Below are 16870 nucleotides of genomic sequence, written 5' to 3' on the forward strand. Positions count from 1 at the left end.
TATTATGGATAAGTCGGATTTAAATAAGGGATCTGTATTCTGCGGGCTCATGTTGTCCGCTGTTGTTGCTTTACCAGCAAATTCTGCCGTACCTCTTCAGGTTAATAATCAAGTCATCCCTGCTGCTTTCGCCTATGCTCTTCAGCAGGGCATGACGATCCCCGTTTTTATACGATATGATGGTGAAAAGGCAGTAGCCCCCAGTCGTCAAAAAATCGCTGATGCAATCATCTCAGTTAGCGATGGTGTTTTTGTTATCAATCAGATCACGCTTTCTGACCTGCCAAACAGAACGGAGCTGGCTTCTCAGCTTAAAACTGTTATCAGCGAGTTGAAGGACGCTAAATTTAACGATGGGAATCGACTCCAGCTCAATAATGACGCCTCTATCATTCTGGATACCCGTTCGTTTTATCTTGAACTGCTGGTCAGCAGAGAGGCGATGGACGCGGCAATAATACCGCGCACCAATATACTGGGCGAATCATCTTCAGATCAGCTTTCTAACATTCTTAACTACAGTGTTGGGAGTTATTACAGCCAGTACGACGAGGATAACAACGGCAGCAGTTATATCACTCTGGATAACTCTACGTCGCTGCGCGAGCACCATGTAAACCTTAACGGTTCTGTTTATGGTGTTGGTACCAAAGATAATAAAAGCGAGCTGTATCGCGCAATGTATGAGCGCGACTATCAGGGGATGCGTGTTGCCGCAGGGATGGTGGATACGTGGAACCTGCAGTCGATAGCCAGCATGAGCGCGCTGAATTCCAGCCGCATTTACGGGGTTAGCCTTGGCAATAAAAGCAGCACCCGAATTGAAGATAATACCTTAACGCTGGTACCTATTACCGTGTTTTTACCTGCCGCAGGCGAGGTACATATTACGCGTAATGGTAAGCTGCTCAGCATTCAACAATTTTCAATGGGCAGCTATGAGGTTGACACCTCTAAGCTACCGTTTGGTGTCTACAATGTTGACGTGTCTGTGATAGTGAACGGCAAAGAGGTTAGCTACCGAACCACGCAAATCAACAAAACGTTTGCGCGCGAATCAAGCGTGACGGGTCTTATCGACTGGCAGCTATTTTCTGGCATGCTTAAATACAATAAGATGGATTATCGTGACCATGACAACATCGATTATGGTGAAAAAGATACCTGGGTCGCCGGCGCAGCATTGGGAACGCGGCTACCTATATTATCCGGCGTAAATATTAAATCCACCCTTTATGGTTTTGACAACAATGGCGTCAATGAGTCGGAAATTAACGTCGAGTTTAACGATCTCTTCAGCGCAAACCAGCAACTGCTGCTGGCAACAGACAGCAGCTGGCAGAGCATCAGTACGCTGAACTTTGCTCTTCCGGGCGGTTACGGCAATATCTGGGCATCGCGCCAGTTTAGCCATATAGGCGATAAACTGCCGATGTACAAAAGTGACTATACAACTATTGGCGCCAGCACCAATCTGAACACGTTTATTCCGGGGTTAGGGAGTCTCTCCGTTAGCTACTCAAAGGATAAATACAACAATAATGATTACACTAACGTAGATTACAGCCAGTCGCTTTATAATAACCGTTGGGCCACGCTCACGATGCGCACCGGTATCCAGCGCTATTCTTATCGTGATAACGGTAACGTCAGCGATAAATACATTAACCTGGATTTAAGCTTACCGCTTTCAACCTGGTTAAGTACTGGCATGTCCAGTGAAAATGGCGCTACGCTGGCGAACGCAACTCTCCGTAAAAGTTTTGACAACAGCCCAATTACTCAGGTTGGGGCATCAGTGTCGAAGCGTATTAGCGGCGGTGACGAGAGTGATAGCAATAGCTACCAGTCTGACGATTTCGACATCAACGGTTATGCCTCTTATGATACGAAATACAATACCGGAACCGTTTCGGCAACACGCTCTTCAGATAATAACACCAACCTGACCCTCAACTCTCAGGGTAGCGTTGCGTGGACGAAAGAGGGTGTTAACCTCGGTAAAGGTACGGATAATTCCGGTATTATTATCAAAACTAACTTCGCGGAAGAAGGTCAAATGACGGCGCAAATTAATGGCCACAATTACCCTCTCACCGGTAAAAGTAATTACATCAGCCTCCCCGCTTACGCTGAATATAAAGTTGAGCTAATGAACGACAAAAACTCTATGGATAGCGTAGAGATTGTCCGCGGGCGTCGCAGTAATGTCGTGCTGTATCCAGGTAACGTCAGCGTAATTACGCCTGAAGTCAAGCAGCTGGTCACCGTATTTGGCCGTATGAAAAACCTTAACGGCAAAGCTTTTTCCAACGTCAATATTCGTAACCACATTGGCAAAACGACAACCAATGATCAGGGCGAGTTTGCCATGGATGTAGACAAGCGCTACCCGGTCATCACGTTAATTGACCAGCAGGGCGGCGTTTGCGAAGCCGACCTTGAACTGACCAAAGCGCGTGGCGCCGTATGGATGGGTGATATTCCGTGCCATCCACAGGTTCAGTCAGCATCTAATAAAGGAGCGCAGCCTAATGTTTAACAGACAGACGTTAGCACTTATTATTTTCAGCCTTGCTATTACATTTTTAAATTCCAGGGCCGCGTACGCAGTTCATATGTATAATGAGGCAGCTGTCTCTAACTCCTATTTGTTTATTGAGAACAACGTCGATAATGAATATTTTCTGACTTCATCTTCCCTCGATCCCCGCTTTACGGGCGCAAATACCTGGACCAAGTATAAAACCAACCAGGATAGTATGGGGTATATGGGCGTCGTTGGCTGGCATGAAACTAATACCTGGGTGGATATGTGGATTGATAATTCCCCCATTAATGGTCCCTTAATGGGGATCCGCTGTCGTCTCCAGAACGGCGGGACATGCCCCTCTACAGGCTATCTCGAGGCGGGCGCCAGGGACAACAGCGGCTTTTATCACGCTCGTGCCGGTAATAGCTTATCTAATGGCTCGTATGGTTTTGCTTCATTTAGTCCAGCAGCATATAATTACTTTAAGGATCAGCCGGTTGGATCGCAGGATAGCTTTGAGCTGAACTACTGCTACAGTGACACGGACTACGACTACGCTGCAGGCGAGCGTTGTAATACCCTTAGCACTGGCTACTGGCACAAGCGTATATTTAACGCCACAAAACTGGGCCATCTCAGGCTCCAGAGCACGGGCGCCCTGGCGGAAGTCTGGATCGCCAGCGACGGTACACCGAGTGTAAACATTGGTTCTGAATATTGCCAGGTGGGGGTGGTCAGCAACGTCAGAGGGCTGATTTGTAAGATGGCCGCTTACTCCCTGCAAGAAACCCAAAAAATCAATTCGCTTGATTTCAAGATGATAATTGATAACTCGAAGCTTGGTTTTAGCCCGGCCGTGGCAGACGTAAAATACAGCGGCGATGCCAACAAATGGTATAACTTCAATACGAATACTGTATATAGCAACGTTTTCACCAATGGTGGTGATTATGTCTATGCCTTTATCTCAGATAGCTTTTTCCAAAAAATGGTTAAGGCGGGGACAAGTATTAGTGCCAATGACAATATTTTTACCCTAAACTTTTATAACAGCAACACACCCGAGTCGGGTTACTATCAATTCACGACCTCGACGACGCTGAATATCGTTCCCAAAGAGTATGGTATTAGCATTGTTTCAGCAGACGAAAAGGCGAATCCTAAACAGTCTGGCAAAATTGACAGTGATAAGCCCATTGAGTTTGAGTACCGTATTACCACATCGGCCCCGCGTCAGGCCGACAGCATTACCGTCCAGGTCGTCGGCGAGAGCGCAACCATTCAGCGCATCCCGTACTGCGTGTTTACCTCTGCCGATGAAACGTTGAAGGTGCCGGTTCCGGCCTATATCTCGTTCACCAGTAATACGGGAGCCACCATTACGAAGCGAAACAGCTGCTCGGACGCGCCGATCAATATTACTCGTGCCAATTGGGTACAAACGGCGTGGAACGCCAATCTCGATGATTCATTTTATTACAGAGCAAATATTAAGCTGATCTTCCCTATGAACGACTCTCGCTCGCAATTTACGCTCTCTGGCCAGGACTGGATGGGCACCGTGAGCGCCAGCGGGGAGATCAAGGCGACGGCAACCTGGGTGGGCGTCGATCGTTCATCTTAAGCCTGGTGCGCAAAGGTCTATGTTTATGAGAAAAGCGGGTTTCACAATCCCGGCGCTATTGGCAGCGCTGCTATCCATTAACACGGCACATGCCGTCTGGTTTAGCGCGCTTATCTACGATATGCCGGCAGACAAAGATTTCGTCTCCCGGCCAATCTATAACGATACCGACCGAACAAATCTGTATAACATCAGCGCCTGGAAAATTGACAGGCCTGGCAATGGCGGTGAAAACAAAATAAGCGACCAGGACCTGGAGATCCTCTGGGCACCGCTGAAGTTTTCGCTCGCGCCCCTGCAAACAGACTATTTTAAACTCTATTATCGCGGCCCAAAGGATGATAAAGAACGTTATTTCCGGGTCGTGTTTAAGGAGATCCCGCTTCGTCTCTACCCGCTGCAGAAAACCGGCAGTAATTTAAACGTGCTGCCGGTGACCTCGATGAGTACCATACTCGTCGTTCGTCCGCGTAAAATTAAACTGGCTTATCAAGTCGATGAGCAAAAAGGCATTATCGAAAACACCGGCAATACCTTTTTCAGGGTGATTATCCAGAAAGGTTGCGAGGGCGATGATGAAAGTTCAACGCAATTTTATATGTTGCCGGGGGAAAAGTATCAGGATAAAAGCGTAAGCGTGACGAATAGAAAATTTATCGTGGCGCAGGAGAAATACATTAAATTAGGTAATGGATGCTTCCATAATTAGCGATTGGTAAACCATAAGTCCCTCTGAACATAAGCCGGTTAACTAACCGGCTTCTGTCTGTTATAAATCCACTCTACCTTATGTCTCCGGGGTGTGTTTATACCCCGTCAGCATCAGTATCAGGCTCTCTTTAGAAGAGGCGGGGCTGAACTGGTAGTGGTTGCCCTGACGGTCGCCACCAATGTACCAGGAGATTTCCGTTTTGCCCGCCGCCAGCGCTTTGCGCACCGCCTTATCAACATCGACCATGCGATATTCACGCTTGTTGTTGAGATACAGCAGCGCATCTGACGAGTAATTGCAGGCCGGACGATTTTTCCAGGTGACAGTGGCGGGATCCCAGTCGTTGCTTGCCGGATAGAAGAAGATCTGATCCGCGCCGTTGGCCTCGACTTTTCCACCATAGATCCGCACCCGGTATTTGAACAGGGACGGCTCCTGGCCCTCAGGCAGCGCAGGGATCTTAAACTTAACCAGACTCATCGTTTCGCTGTTACGGGTGCGACCGCCGTTTTTCCAGTTATCCTGAACCAGCAAAGTCTGCGCCCCAGGTACCGGGGTGGTTGGGGTCTCGCTACTCACCCAGACGTTTGCCAGCGCCTTTGAATAGCCGTAGGGGACGTTAGTGCCGCAGTCCATGCCCTGATTCATGCACATCTCGGTCATAAAGCGCGCGCCGTCTTCAGTCCAGCCATTCATAAAGTCGGCGTGGGCGGTATAGAGGCTACCCCAGTGCTCTTCACGCACATCGCCATTCATGGTGGGATCGAGCGACAGCTGGGCTTTCGCGGTATCCAGGGAAGTGATCCCGTGCAGTACATAGGCCACGTTCATATTTACCGTCGGGATTTTCACCGGATAGCCGGACGGGCACTGCCCTTTCATATCGTAGGTCGCATTCGCCATGCCATGGTGCGGCTGCAGATGGATACCATCCCAGCAGTTAGGGAACTGGATCCCGATATTAAACTGCACCGCATCTTTGGCTTTTCTTAGCCCACACACTTCCCCGACTTTATTGCTGTAACCTTTGCCGTTAGCGCATAAGAAGGTAATGCGGGAGTTAGGCTTGGTGCCGTGGTGATCGCCCGCCAGCAGCGCCAGCCCGGCCGGGAACGGACTGAGCGGGAACTGTTCGACGTTAGACGCCTGGTAATAGGTCTTTTGGTAGGCGGGTTGAACCACCGTCCCGTCCGGCAGGCGCAGCGACGGCGCCCAGTAAGCTGAGCTGTCGGCTTTGTTATCGCAGGTGGTTTCTGACTGCTTACGCAGTGATTGATAGGTCGAATGGGCGTCCGTACGGGTGTTGCCGAAAAAGTCGTGCCACATCGCCTGGTTGGTTTTGCCAAACATCATTATGGCGTCATCGCCCAGGGTATGGTTATAAGCGCAGACGACGTGCGCCTGCGGGCCTGCATGGGCATAAAGTGACGGCAGCAGCAGTGCTGACGCCATCGCGGTATAAAGTGCGGTCCTTTTCATAAGTATCTCCTGATAGAAAGGACCACATTGGTAACAAAACGATACTCACGCTTCGAATGATTTGCGCAATATTTTTCTACTATTACGCGCTTTACAACGCCGCCGGGCGTTTGTGCAGATACCCCAGCGTCAGCAGGCAGATCATCGCCCCGGCATAAAAGGTATATTCCGCCCCCCACATTTCCCAGATGATGCCCGCCCCCAGGCTGGCAATCAGCAGCGCTACGCCGCTTATCATACTGAACAGGCCAAACGCTGTACCCCGCAGGTCGGGGGGTGCCGTCTTCGCCATCATCGCGGTCAGCAGCCCCTGAGTCATCCCCATATGGATGCCCCACAGCGCCACGCCGACAATAATCCCCATCCAGTGGGTGCTCAGCGCCAGCACGATATCGGCGGCGATCAACACCGCCAGCCCCCACTGCAGCAGACGGGTATGGCTCATGGCATCGGAGAGTTTGCCAAACGGATAAGCCGAAAACGCGTAAAGCAGATTCATGGCGACCATCACCAGCGGGATCAGCGCCAGCGGAATGTCCGCCTGCTGAGCCCGCAACACCAGAAATGCCTCGCTGAAACGGGCCAGGGTGAAGACCGCACCCAGGCCAATCACCCACCAGCAGCTGGCGCCGAGGCGTTTCAGGTTCTCTTTTTTAATCGGATTGGTGCGTTTATGGGTGACGGGAGAGGCAGGTTCATGCAGGCCAAAAAAGAGCAGCGCGACGGCAAGCACGCCGGGGATGACGGCTACCCAGAAGATGGTGCGGAAATCATCGTGCCACAGCAGCATCATGCCGACCGCCAGCAGCGGGCCGAGAAACGCGCCAATGGTGTCCATCGACTGACGCAGCCCGTATGCCGCCCCGCGCAGTTCCGGCGGTGTCACGTCGGCCACCAGCGCGTCGCGGGGGGCACCGCGGATCCCCTTCCCTACCCGGTCGATTAAGCGTGCCCCGAGGATCATCCCCGACGACGAGGCGAGCGCAAACAGTGGCTTGCTGGCGGCTCCCAGCCCGTAGCCCAGCAGCGCCAGCCCTTTGCGTTTCCCCAGATAGTCGCTGATGGCACCGGAGAAGACTTTGATGATCAACGCCGTGGCTTCCGCCAGCCCTTCAATCAGGCCAATAAAAATGACGCTGGCGCCCAGCGTGGTCACCATAAAGAGCGGTAATAAGCTATGGATGATCTCCGAGGAGATATCCATCAACATGCTGACGCCGCCAACGACCCAGACCCCTTTTGGGATCCGGCTCAGCGTGGAAAATCGGGAGACCATGCTCCACTCCTGCTATCGGGAAAACAGGTATTTAACCCGAAAACGGCGCAGGAGGGAATGCGAATCAATATCGTAAAAGCGAAGCGCGACAGCTTAGTGCTTATCGCTGCCACCGAGGAAAAAGATCCCCAGCGGGATAGCCAGCAGAACGGTAAAGACCGTGCTGTAGACCAACACCATCGCGGATTGCAGAACGAACATGCTGGTGGTCCACTCCGTCAACGAAATGTTGTACTGCTCAACCACGCCGACGATCGTCACACGCCCCACCCCAATTACCGCGATCAGAAACACCGTCAGCAGCGCCAGCAGAAATTTCTTCCCCGCCGGGGTGTTAAGTTTTTGGCGTACCATGCATTAATTCCTTCACCGATGAATAACAATGATTGCCGCTCACCCTACCACGAACGGCCCTCTGGGGCCAATCCAGAATTTAAAACCACAACAAAGGCAAATAGTCAGTGATATAAACCATATAAAAATAAAATAAAGGCAAAAAACACCAGTTATGGTAGTGTAGGCATGAACCGTTTGACATAAAAAGGAATGACTGTGAAAAACGCACCTAAAAGCATCGTCGCCCTGCTGGCGTTGGCCTGCGCCAGCGCTTATGCCGCTCAACCGCTAGAGAAAACGGCTCCGTATCCACAGGCGGAACAGGGGATGAAGCGCCAGGTTATCGACCTGCCCGCGCAGAAAGATGAAGCGAATTATAAAGTTGAGCTGCTGATCGGGCAGACGCTGGAAGTGGATTGCAACGTTCACCGCCTGGGCGGACAGTTAACCAGCAAGACGCTGGAAGGCTGGGGCTACGACTATTACGTCTTTGATAAAGTCACCTCCCCGGTCTCCACCATGATGGCCTGCCCGGATGGGAAAAAGAGCGCCAAATTTGTGACCGCGAATCTGGGTGAACACAGCTTGCTGCGCTACAACAGCAAGCTGCCGATTGTGATCTATACGCCGGACAACGTTGAGGTGAAATACCGCGTCTGGCAGGCAGATGAGAAAATCGAAAACGCCGTCGCGCGTTAATAAAAAAGCCGGGTGTGATAACCCGGCTTTTTTTGTATCAGAGCGCGATATCCGCGACCGGTTTGCTTTCCGGCTGGGAGGTCGCCTGCGCCTCAGGTTGAGGTGCCGCATCCGGTGCCTGCGGTTTTTCATACTTCAGCTGCAGCACGCGGCTGGTGTACTCCAGCTCCTGCTCGGTGGCCTCAACGTTGCCGTTCAGCGCCGTACCGTATGAAGGAATAATGGTCTTCAGCTTCGCCTGCCACTCCGGGCTGGCGACTTTGTCTTTGAACACTTTTTCCATCAGATGCAGCATAATCGGTGCCGCAGTAGAGGCGCCCGGGGAAGCCCCCAGCAGCGCGGCCACGGTGCCCTCTTTATCGCTGACCACTTCAGTGCCCAGACGCAGCACGCCGCCTTTTTCTTCATCACGCTTGATGATCTGCACACGCTGGCCCGCCTGCCACAGACGCCAGTCCGCTTTCTTCGCTTCCGGATAATACTCTTTCAGCGCCTCAAAACGATCGTCATCGGAGAGCATCACCTGGCTAATCAGGTATTTCACCAGATCGAAGTTATCCAGACCGACATCAACCATCGGACCCACGTTAGAAGTGGTGGTGGAGCTGAGCAGATCCCACAGCGAGCCGTTCTTCAGGAATTTGGTTGAGAAAGTCGCGAACGGCCCGAACAGCACCACGCGCTTGCCGTCGAGAACACGTGTGTCGATATGCGGCACCGACATCGGCGGTGCGCCCACGGACGCCTGGCCATAGACCTTCGCCAGATGGCGATTCACCACGTCCGGGTTTTCCGACACCAGGAACTGGCCGCCAACCGGGAAGCCCGCGTAATTCTCCGCTTCAGGAATACCGGTCTCCTGCAGCAGCTTCAGCGCTGCGCCGCCCGCACCGATAAAGACGAACTTCGCCTTGATGACGTGCTCTTCTTCATTGTGCTTCAGATCGGCGACGGTCACGCTCCAGGAGTTGTCCGCGTTACGCTTAAAGCCTCGCACTTCGGTATTCAGCGACAGGTTGAAGTTCTCTTTTTTCTGCAGAGAGCCCACCAGCTGACGGGTGATTTCGCCGTAGTTAACGTCGGTACCGATTTCCGTACGGGTGGCCGCCACCTTCTGGTTCGGGTCGCGCCCTTCCATCACCAGCGGCGCCCATTCTTTGATCTGGGCGTGATCTTCGGAGTACTTCATGCCGCGGAACAGCGAGCTTTGCTGCAGAGCAGCATAACGTCCGCGCAGGAAGTTTACGTTGTCGTCCCCCCAGACAAAGCTCATGTGCGGGACGGTGTTAATGAAATTGTGTGGATCGTGCAGCACACCGCTGTTCACCTGGTGAGACCAGAACTGACGGGAGATCTGAAACGCTTCGTTGATCTCCACCGCTTTCTCAATGCTGATAGAGCCATCTTTCTTCTGTGGGGTGTAGTTCAGCTCCATTAACGCGGAGTGGCCGGTCCCGGCGTTGTTCCAGCCGTTAGAGCTCTCCTGCGCTACGCCGTCCAGGCGTTCAACCATGGTCATGGACCAGTCCGGCTGAAGCTCCTGCAAATAGGTTCCCAGCGTGGCGCTCATGATCCCGCCACCAATTAACAGAACGTCCGTTTCCTGCTCTTGCGATGCCTGAGCCTTCGCCGCCATGGAGACAGCACTAAGGCTTGCCGCCGCAGCCAGCAGCAGGGCAGTCATTTTTTTCATAATTAATGCCTTCGTAATACGCGTTTGTTCGCTATTTATGCAGATGAAGTCGAGTGCGGCGCCACGGTAGCAATAATTAAATATTGTTTAAAGGTTAAATAATTATTGTAATTATGATAATAAATGTCGCTGCATTTGTAGGGGTATGGCTAATCCGGTGCTGGAAAAGTGCGCCATTTCCCGCTACTATGCAGCGCTTTGTGATCGCGCGCACAGATGCCTCTGGGCTGCACTCATTCTCCTGACCTGCGAAAAACTATGTCTTCAGTACACGCTTCTCCTTCTGCGCTCTCTATCCTGCGCTCTCCATCGCTGTTTATGCGTGAAACCCTTGCCGGTGTTATCACCGCCCTGGCGTTGATTCCGGAAGTGATCTCGTTCTCCGTCGTCGCGGGGGTTGATCCGAAGGTGAGCCTGTTTGCCTCGGTGGTCCTCTGCCTGGGGCTGTCGGTCATGGGTGGTCGCCCGGCGATGGTGACGGCAGCCGCGGGCTCCGTGGCGCTGGTGATCGGGCCGATGGTCCATCAGCATGGCGCGCAATACATCCTGCCGGCGGTGCTGCTGGCCGGCGTGATCCAGATCCTGTTCGGCGCGCTGGGAATGGCGCGTCTGATGCGTTTTATTCCCCAGGCAGTAATGACCGGGTTTGTTAACGCCCTGGGGATCCTGATTTTCTTTGCCCAAGTGCCGCATTTCTGGAGCAGAAGCCCGCTGATCGTCGGCCTGTTTGTGCTCACCCTGCTGATTGTGCTCTGGGCGCCCCGCTACATTAAAAGCGTGCCCTCCCCGTTAATTGCCATCGTGGTGCTGACACTCTATACCGTCACCAGCGGCCAGCTGCTGCCGACCGTGGGGGATGAAGGCTCTATCGGCGGCGGACTGCCGGGGATCACCCAGATGCTGGTGCCGCTGAATCTGCAAACCCTGAGTATTATCTGGCCCTACGCCCTGAGTATCGCCTTTGTCGGTCTGATGGAGTCGCTTCTGACCGCGAAGCTGGTGGATGAACTGACGGCGACCCCGTCCAGCAAGCGCCGCGAAAGCATGGGGCTGGGCGTGGCCAATATCATGGCGGGCTTCTTTGGCGGGATCGCCGGTTGCGCGATGATCGGTCAGACCATTGTTAACGTCGAAATGGGCAAAGGCCGCAGCCGCGTCTCCACCTTTGCCGCCGGGCTGGTACTGCTGGTGCTGGTCACTGCCCTGAGCGAAGTGATGGCGAAAATTCCGATGGCGGTGCTGGCGGGGATCATGGCGATTGTCGCCATTAAAACCTTCAACTGGCAGAGCATTCGCCCTGCCACGGTGAAAGGCGCGCCGGTTGCGGAAACGCTGGTGATGCTGGTGACCGTCGGGGCCACCGTTTCAACCGGCAACCTGGCAATTGGTGTGGTAGGCGGGATTATCATGATGGTGATCCTCCCTGCCCGCCTGCGACGCAAACACGCCGTTACAGCAGAAACAGCGTCGCCAGCCCAAGAAAAATAAAGAAGCCGCCAGTATCGGTAATGGCGGTGATCATCACGCTCGACCCCACTGCGGGGTCGCGCCCGAGGCGGGTCATGATCATCGGGATGAGGACGCCCATCGTCGCCGCCACCAGCAGGTTCAGCACCATCGCCAGAGTCATTACTCCCCCCAGCGCCATATCGCCGTACAGCCACCAGGTCACGCCCCCCATGATGCCGCCCCACACCAGGCCATTAATCAGCGCCACGCCGAGCTCACGCATGATCAGGAAGGTAAAGTTGCCCGGCTGAATATGCTGAAGCGCCAGGGCGCGCACGATCATGGTGATGGTCTGATTACCGGTATTGCCGCCAATGCCCGCTACGATAGGCATCAGCGAGGCCAGCGCCACCAGCTGGGAGATGGTGTGTTCAAATCCGTCAATGACACGTGAGGCGATGAAGGCGGTGCATAGGTTGATCGCCAGCCACGCCCAGCGGGTTTTCACCGCCTTACTCACCGGGGCATAGACATCCTCTTCGGCACTTAACCCGCCGAGGGCGCGCATATCGTTGTCGGTCTCTTTGTAGACCACGTCGACGATCTCATCGATGGTCAGACGCCCCAACAGTTTGCCTTCCGGGTCAACTACGCCCGCGCTGAGCAGGTTGTCACGTTCAAAGGTGCGGGCGGCTTTTTCGGCGTCATCTTCCGGGGAAAAGAGCATCGGCTGCGTTTCCATCACCTCGCTGACGAGGGTCTGGGTGCTGTTAAGCAGAATGGTCTGTAGATCAAGCTCGCCGAGCAGAGTTTTATCCCGGGAAGTCACAAACAGCTTATCGGTGTTCTTTGGCATTTTGCCCAGACGTCGCAGGTAGCGCTGGACCGCGCCCAGGGTGACGTCAGGGCGCACCGTAATGACGCTGAACTCCAGGATCGCACCGACGCGGTCCTGCTCATAGTGCATCACCTGTTGGACCCGGGCACGGTCCTGAGGCGGCAGCGACGCCAGCAACTGTCCGGTCAGGTTGCGCGGCAGGTGCTGGACCATGTAGAGCTGGTCGTCGATATCCAGGGTGCGTACCGCGTCGAGAATGGCCTGGTCGCTCATCTCGTCGATCAGATCGTCCCAGACGTTTTCGGAGGCTTCGAGCAATACCTGACCGCGCTCGTGATCCTCTACCAGTCGCCACAAAGCGTGGCGCTCTTCCGAGGGCAGCGCTTCGAGGGTGTCGGCGAGATCCGGCGGCGGCAAATGAGCTACCAGCGCCCCTACCTCAGCAATATCGTCGGCTAACGTCCCGACATCATATTGCTCAGCCAGGGTCAGTTTACCCAGCAGGGTGGAAGTGAGCGCTTTGTCGGTGGTCATCAGCCAGATCAGGCGCGCACGCTCTTCATCGCGCAGCCGTGCGCTGTTTTTGCTTAATACAGACATTAAATATCAATCCATTAAATAAGTTGGCATTAAGCATAGCGTGGGGTTGTGTAAATTTTAATAAACGGATGAGAGGAGAGGTCAAAAAAGCAGCAGGCGGGAAAAACAAGATTGCAGGCCGGGTGAGGCGAAGCCGCCACCCGGCACAGTTACGCTCAGGCGGTACGGGCTACCGCATCACGCGACGCGGCATCACGTTCCGCGCCGGTCAGTTCCGTCAGTTGGCCGCTGCGCATCTCAAGCAGACGGTCGGCATGGATAAAGTAATGGTCGTCATGGCTGATGGCGAAGATGGTTTTGCCCATCTGCTGCATCAGCGGCAGCAGGACCTGGTAAAACTCGCGACGGAAATGCGGGTCCTGATCCGCGGCCCACTCATCCAGCAGAATAATGTCACGCTCTTCCGCCAGCGCCAGCAGCAGCGCCACGCGCTTCTTCTGCCCTTTTGACAGCTTGAGGTTGAGGATTTTGCCATCCTGCAGCTCCAGCTTGTGGGACATTTGCAGATGCGCCAGCCACTTCTCCACCAGCGCCGGATCGGCCTGCTTGCCTTCCGGCCCCAGCAGCTGATCGAACAGCCAGACGTCGGTAAACACCGCCGAGAAGAGCTTGCGGTAATCCTCCGGTTTTTCAGCGCTCAACGGTTTACCGTCCAGCAGGATCTCACCCGACTGGGGCTGATACAGGCCGGTCAGCAGCATCGCCAGCGTCGATTTGCCGCTGCCGTTACCGCCAATCAGGAACAGGAGCTCGCCGCGATTAAGGGTTAAATTTACCGGCCCGACGGAAAATGCATTGTCCTGGTACTGGAAGGTGACGTTGCGCAGCTCCAGCGTCTGCCAGTTCGGGAAGGCCTCAGGACGCGGGAAATCAGGTTTGTACGGCGCGAGGGCAAACTTACGCAGCTTGTTAAAGGCGACCTGGGCGCTGAGCAGGGTCGGCAGCGCCCCGACGGCAGAAAGCAGCGGCGTACGCAGGAACAGCAGGGTCAGCGAATAGGTGGCGGCGACGTTAGTATCCGCCCAGCCGAGGCTGTTCGCCATCCAGAAGACCAGGCCAATCGCCCCCAGCATCATGATATTCGACCAGTTGACCGCGCTCAGGTGGAAGGTATCGGCCCGCACGATGTGGTGGCGATACTCGCGGGCATCCGGAATATAGAGGTTGTTGAAGATATGCTCGGCACGCTCACGGTTCAGGGTCAGCTCTTTGCGCCCTTCCAGCACCGTCTGATAGTCGTTATAGAGCTTATCTTCGGTTTCGCGCAGCACCGCCATGTGTTTGTAGACGCGCGACACCAGCAGGTAGCCGCCCCAGATGGTGATCGCAATCCACAGGGCGGTGATCGCCAACATTTTGGTGGAGAGCCAGGCCAGATAGGCCACCGATCCGAAGGTCAGGATGATCCCCTGTACCAGCTCCGGCAGACGCACAAAGGCGATGGTGATTGAGCGCACATCGCTGGTCAGCCCGGCCAGCAGCGAGGCGCTGCCCAGCTGCTCGACGCGTTCAACCTGGGTATCCAGAATCCGCTTGATGAACTCGCTGCGCAGGCGGTAGACAAAGTGGTGACCGAGCGTCGTGAGCGCCAGCTGCGAGCCGAGGGTGACGGCCATCAGCAGGACCAGCAGGCCGAGAAATTCCGGCAGCACCATCAGGGTGGTATCAACAGTTTCAATCAAACGCAGGTTGATAAAGGCGATCAGCCCAATACCCAGCGCGGCGCTGAGCAGGCTTAATGCCATCACCGCGATAAACGGCCAGCGATATTGGCGCCAGACCAGTAACAGGAGTTCCATGCAGAGCAATCCAGACAAGAAAAAACAGCCAGCAGTGTAAACTGCTCGCCGTTTACATCAAGAATAATTCTTATTTTTATTCGCTGTACGCCGCCTGGCGGAAGGTCAGGTTGTAGCGACAGTCGCCGGTAAGAGGATGCGTACCAGGCTTAAGGGGCTGAATGCCATGGTAAAACAGTCGTGATGGCCCGCCCCAGACCACCACATCGCCGTGCTCCAGCAGCAGGCGTTGCAGCGGAGCGTTACGCCGTAATCCGCCGAACTGGAATACCGCCGGCAGGCCGAGGGAAACCGAGACAATCGGCGCCCGCAGGTCCGCTTCATCTTTATCCTGATGCAGCGAGAGCTTAGCCCCAATCGCGTAACGGTTGATGAGACAGGCGTCCGGCTGGAACTCAGGATAGCCCGCCGCGCAGGCAGCATCGTGGCACAGGGTGGCAAACGCCTCCGGCATCGATGGCCAGAGGGCGTCGGTAAGCGGGTCTTTCGGGGAGTAGAGATAGCCCCGCTGATTGGTGGTCCAGCCCAGCCCGCCACAGTTGGTCATTGCCACCGACATGGTGTAGCCCCCGGGGGTGACCATCTGGCGGAACGGCGAGACGGTAGCCACCTGTTCGATTGCCTGCATTAATGCAGGCGCTCCAGCCCGGGCGAAGCGGCGCAGAATCACCGCACCGGGCGCAAGCGGCTCCTGCCAGGGTTGTTCATCTGCAAAGAGATCGAGCATCACACCTCCTCTTTTTTCGCTTCCCGACGCAGCAGCGCCGCTTTGCGGGCCGTACCCCAGCGGTAGCCCGAGATCCCGCCATCGCTTCGCACCACACGATGACAAGGGATGATAACCGCCAGTTTGTTGGCAGCACAGGCCCGGGCCACTGCCCGCACCGCGCCAGGGTGTCCAATGGCGTTTGCCACCTGTTGATAGCTTGCCGTTTCGCCGCCGGGAATGGCGCGCAAGGCCTGCCAGACCTGACGCTGAAAGGCGGTGCCGCGAATATCCAGCGGCAGGGCGAGCGCCACGGCGTGGTTATCCACGCTGGCGATCACCCGGGCGACGCGGGCGGCAAAGGCGGCATCTGCCTGTTCCCGCCGGGCGTGCGGAAAAAGGGTCGCCAGCTCGGCAACCAGCGTGCTGTCGTCATCGCCGGGTAAAATAGCGCAGATCCCCCGCGCGCTTTCCGCCACCAGGCAGCGCCCCAGCGTACAGTCGCTCAGGGCGTAGCGCACGGTGGTCTCTTCCCCGCCGTTGCGGTACTGCTTCGCGGTCATTCCCAGGGTGGCGTCTGCGTTGCGATAATAGCTGCTGCTGTCGGGGAAACCGGCCGCCAGCACGGAGTCGGTAATTTTATCCCCCTGCGCAAGGGCATGGCGCAGCCGTTTCGCCCGCGCCGCCTGCTGCCAGGCTTTAGGGGTCATCCCGGTGGCGGTTTTGAACAGACGATGGAGATGATACGGGCTCATCGCCACCGCTTGCGCCAGCTGCTCAAGGGTCAAAGGTTGCTCCTGTTCCAGCAACCGGCAGGCTTTTTCGATGGTCGCGACGCGCTGCGCCTGCGGATCCGGTTGATCCGGGCGGCAGCGTTTGCAGGGACGAAAACCCGCCTGCACCGCCTGGCGGGCATCAGGATAAAAGCGGATATTCTCACGCAGAGCATGGCGCGCCCGGCAGGAGGGGCGGCAGAAGATGCCGGTGGTCTGCACGGCAAACACAAACTGACCATCGGCATGGCGATCGCGGGCCAGCACCGCCAGCCAGCGTTCATCATCATTATTCAGGTTCGGCTTTTTCATGATCGGCTCCTTCTGTAAGCATACTCATAGCCTGCCTGAGC

The 16870-nt window shown here is 55.2% G+C and carries 13 protein-coding genes; 5 read left to right on the forward strand and 8 right to left on the reverse strand.

Annotation, left to right across the window (positions count from 1 at the left end; all coding sequences use genetic code 11):
• The first annotated feature begins 4 nt into the window (after positions 1–4).
• From GNG26_RS15385 to GNG26_RS15395, 3 genes are read left to right on the forward strand one after another with little or no spacing between them, the layout of a single operon-like run.
• Positions 5–2542, forward strand: a complete 2538-nt coding sequence (locus GNG26_RS15385; protein ID WP_156239402.1) for a CS1-pili formation C-terminal domain-containing protein — start codon at positions 5–7, stop codon at positions 2540–2542.
• Positions 2535–4157: a fimbrial protein gene (locus tag GNG26_RS15390; RefSeq protein WP_197080101.1), complete on the forward strand. Its 1623-nt coding sequence runs from the start codon at positions 2535–2537 to the stop codon at positions 4155–4157. Before GNG26_RS15385 ends, GNG26_RS15390 begins: the two co-directional genes overlap by 8 nt.
• 25 nt (positions 4158–4182) lie before the next feature.
• Complete coding sequence (locus GNG26_RS15395) at positions 4183–4866, forward strand: fimbria/pilus periplasmic chaperone (protein WP_156239403.1); 684 nt, start codon at positions 4183–4185, stop codon at positions 4864–4866.
• A 78-nt stretch (positions 4867–4944) separates the two neighbouring features.
• Here GNG26_RS15395 and GNG26_RS15400 read toward each other — a convergent pair whose 3' ends face one another.
• The 3 genes from GNG26_RS15400 to GNG26_RS15410 all read right to left on the reverse strand — a co-directional run bounded on the left by GNG26_RS15400 (position 4945) and on the right by GNG26_RS15410 (position 7978).
• The gene (locus GNG26_RS15400) at positions 4945–6348 is read right to left on the reverse strand and encodes a DUF1996 domain-containing protein (RefSeq protein WP_156239404.1); all 1404 of its coding nucleotides are present in this window, start codon (positions 6346–6348) and stop codon (positions 4945–4947) included.
• 91 nt (positions 6349–6439) lie between these two features.
• The gene (locus tag GNG26_RS15405; protein ID WP_156239405.1) at positions 6440–7624 is read right to left on the reverse strand and encodes an MFS transporter; all 1185 of its coding nucleotides are present in this window, start codon (positions 7622–7624) and stop codon (positions 6440–6442) included.
• Positions 7625–7717: 93 nt separating this feature from the next.
• A complete protein-coding gene (locus tag GNG26_RS15410; RefSeq protein WP_156239406.1) occupies positions 7718–7978 on the reverse strand; it encodes a DUF2534 family protein in 261 nt (86 codons plus the stop codon).
• A 192-nt stretch (positions 7979–8170) separates the two neighbouring features.
• Between GNG26_RS15410 and eco the strand changes: the two genes are divergently transcribed.
• Entirely contained in the window at positions 8171–8659 is a 489-nt protein-coding gene (gene eco / locus GNG26_RS15415) for a serine protease inhibitor ecotin (protein ID WP_156239407.1), read from the forward strand.
• Between the two features lie 37 nt (positions 8660–8696).
• Here eco and mqo read toward each other — a convergent pair whose 3' ends face one another.
• Complete coding sequence (mqo, locus tag GNG26_RS15420; protein ID WP_156239408.1) at positions 8697–10352, reverse strand: malate dehydrogenase (quinone); 1656 nt, start codon at positions 10350–10352, stop codon at positions 8697–8699.
• 258 nt (positions 10353–10610) lie between these two features.
• Here mqo and GNG26_RS15425 point away from each other — a divergent pair, with 258 nt between their 5' ends.
• On the forward strand, positions 10611–11840 hold the full coding sequence (locus GNG26_RS15425; RefSeq protein ID WP_231604134.1) for a SulP family inorganic anion transporter: 1230 nt from the start codon (positions 10611–10613) through the stop codon (positions 11838–11840).
• Here the strand turns inward: GNG26_RS15425 and mgtE are convergent.
• The 4 genes from mgtE to ada form a co-directional block, all read right to left on the reverse strand.
• Complete coding sequence (mgtE, locus tag GNG26_RS15430; protein WP_103825107.1) at positions 11803–13239, reverse strand: magnesium transporter; 1437 nt, start codon at positions 13237–13239, stop codon at positions 11803–11805. The two genes, GNG26_RS15425 and mgtE, sit on opposite strands and share 38 nt — an antisense overlap.
• Positions 13240–13394: 155 nt before the next feature.
• A complete protein-coding gene (locus GNG26_RS15435; RefSeq protein ID WP_156239410.1) occupies positions 13395–15038 on the reverse strand; it encodes a multidrug ABC transporter permease/ATP-binding protein in 1644 nt (547 codons plus the stop codon).
• Positions 15039–15114: 76 nt separating this feature from the next.
• Positions 15115–15765 (reverse strand): DNA oxidative demethylase AlkB, encoded by a 651-nt coding sequence (gene alkB, locus GNG26_RS15440; RefSeq protein WP_156239411.1) that lies wholly within the window; start codon positions 15763–15765, stop codon positions 15115–15117.
• Complete coding sequence (ada, locus tag GNG26_RS15445; protein ID WP_156239412.1) at positions 15765–16829, reverse strand: bifunctional DNA-binding transcriptional regulator/O6-methylguanine-DNA methyltransferase Ada; 1065 nt, start codon at positions 16827–16829, stop codon at positions 15765–15767. The genes alkB and ada overlap by 1 nt, the downstream gene beginning before the upstream one ends.
• Positions 16830–16870: the final 41 nt, after the last annotated feature.

The organism is Leclercia sp. J807 (assembly GCF_009734465.1).
In the GTDB taxonomy this organism is placed as follows: Bacteria; Pseudomonadota; Gammaproteobacteria; order Enterobacterales; family Enterobacteriaceae; genus Enterobacter.

Coding starts and splice junctions, on each gene's coding strand:
- GNG26_RS15385 (WP_156239402.1), top strand. CDS start 5: ATGGATAAGTCGGATTTAAATAAGGGATCTGTATTCTGCGGGCTCATG.
- GNG26_RS15390 (WP_197080101.1), top strand. CDS start 2,535: ATGTTTAACAGACAGACGTTAGCACTTATTATTTTCAGCCTTGCTATT.
- GNG26_RS15395 (WP_156239403.1), top strand. CDS start 4,183: ATGAGAAAAGCGGGTTTCACAATCCCGGCGCTATTGGCAGCGCTGCTA.
- GNG26_RS15400 (WP_156239404.1), bottom strand. CDS start 6,348: ATGAAAAGGACCGCACTTTATACCGCGATGGCGTCAGCACTGCTGCTG.
- GNG26_RS15405 (WP_156239405.1), bottom strand. CDS start 7,624: ATGGTCTCCCGATTTTCCACGCTGAGCCGGATCCCAAAAGGGGTCTGG.
- GNG26_RS15410 (WP_156239406.1), bottom strand. CDS start 7,978: ATGGTACGCCAAAAACTTAACACCCCGGCGGGGAAGAAATTTCTGCTG.
- eco (WP_156239407.1), top strand. CDS start 8,171: ATGACTGTGAAAAACGCACCTAAAAGCATCGTCGCCCTGCTGGCGTTG.
- mqo (WP_156239408.1), bottom strand. CDS start 10,352: ATGAAAAAAATGACTGCCCTGCTGCTGGCTGCGGCGGCAAGCCTTAGT.
- GNG26_RS15425 (WP_231604134.1), top strand. CDS start 10,611: ATGTCTTCAGTACACGCTTCTCCTTCTGCGCTCTCTATCCTGCGCTCT.
- mgtE (WP_103825107.1), bottom strand. CDS start 13,239: ATGTCTGTATTAAGCAAAAACAGCGCACGGCTGCGCGATGAAGAGCGT.
- GNG26_RS15435 (WP_156239410.1), bottom strand. CDS start 15,038: ATGGAACTCCTGTTACTGGTCTGGCGCCAATATCGCTGGCCGTTTATC.
- alkB (WP_156239411.1), bottom strand. CDS start 15,765: ATGCTCGATCTCTTTGCAGATGAACAACCCTGGCAGGAGCCGCTTGCG.
- ada (WP_156239412.1), bottom strand. CDS start 16,829: ATGAAAAAGCCGAACCTGAATAATGATGATGAACGCTGGCTGGCGGTG.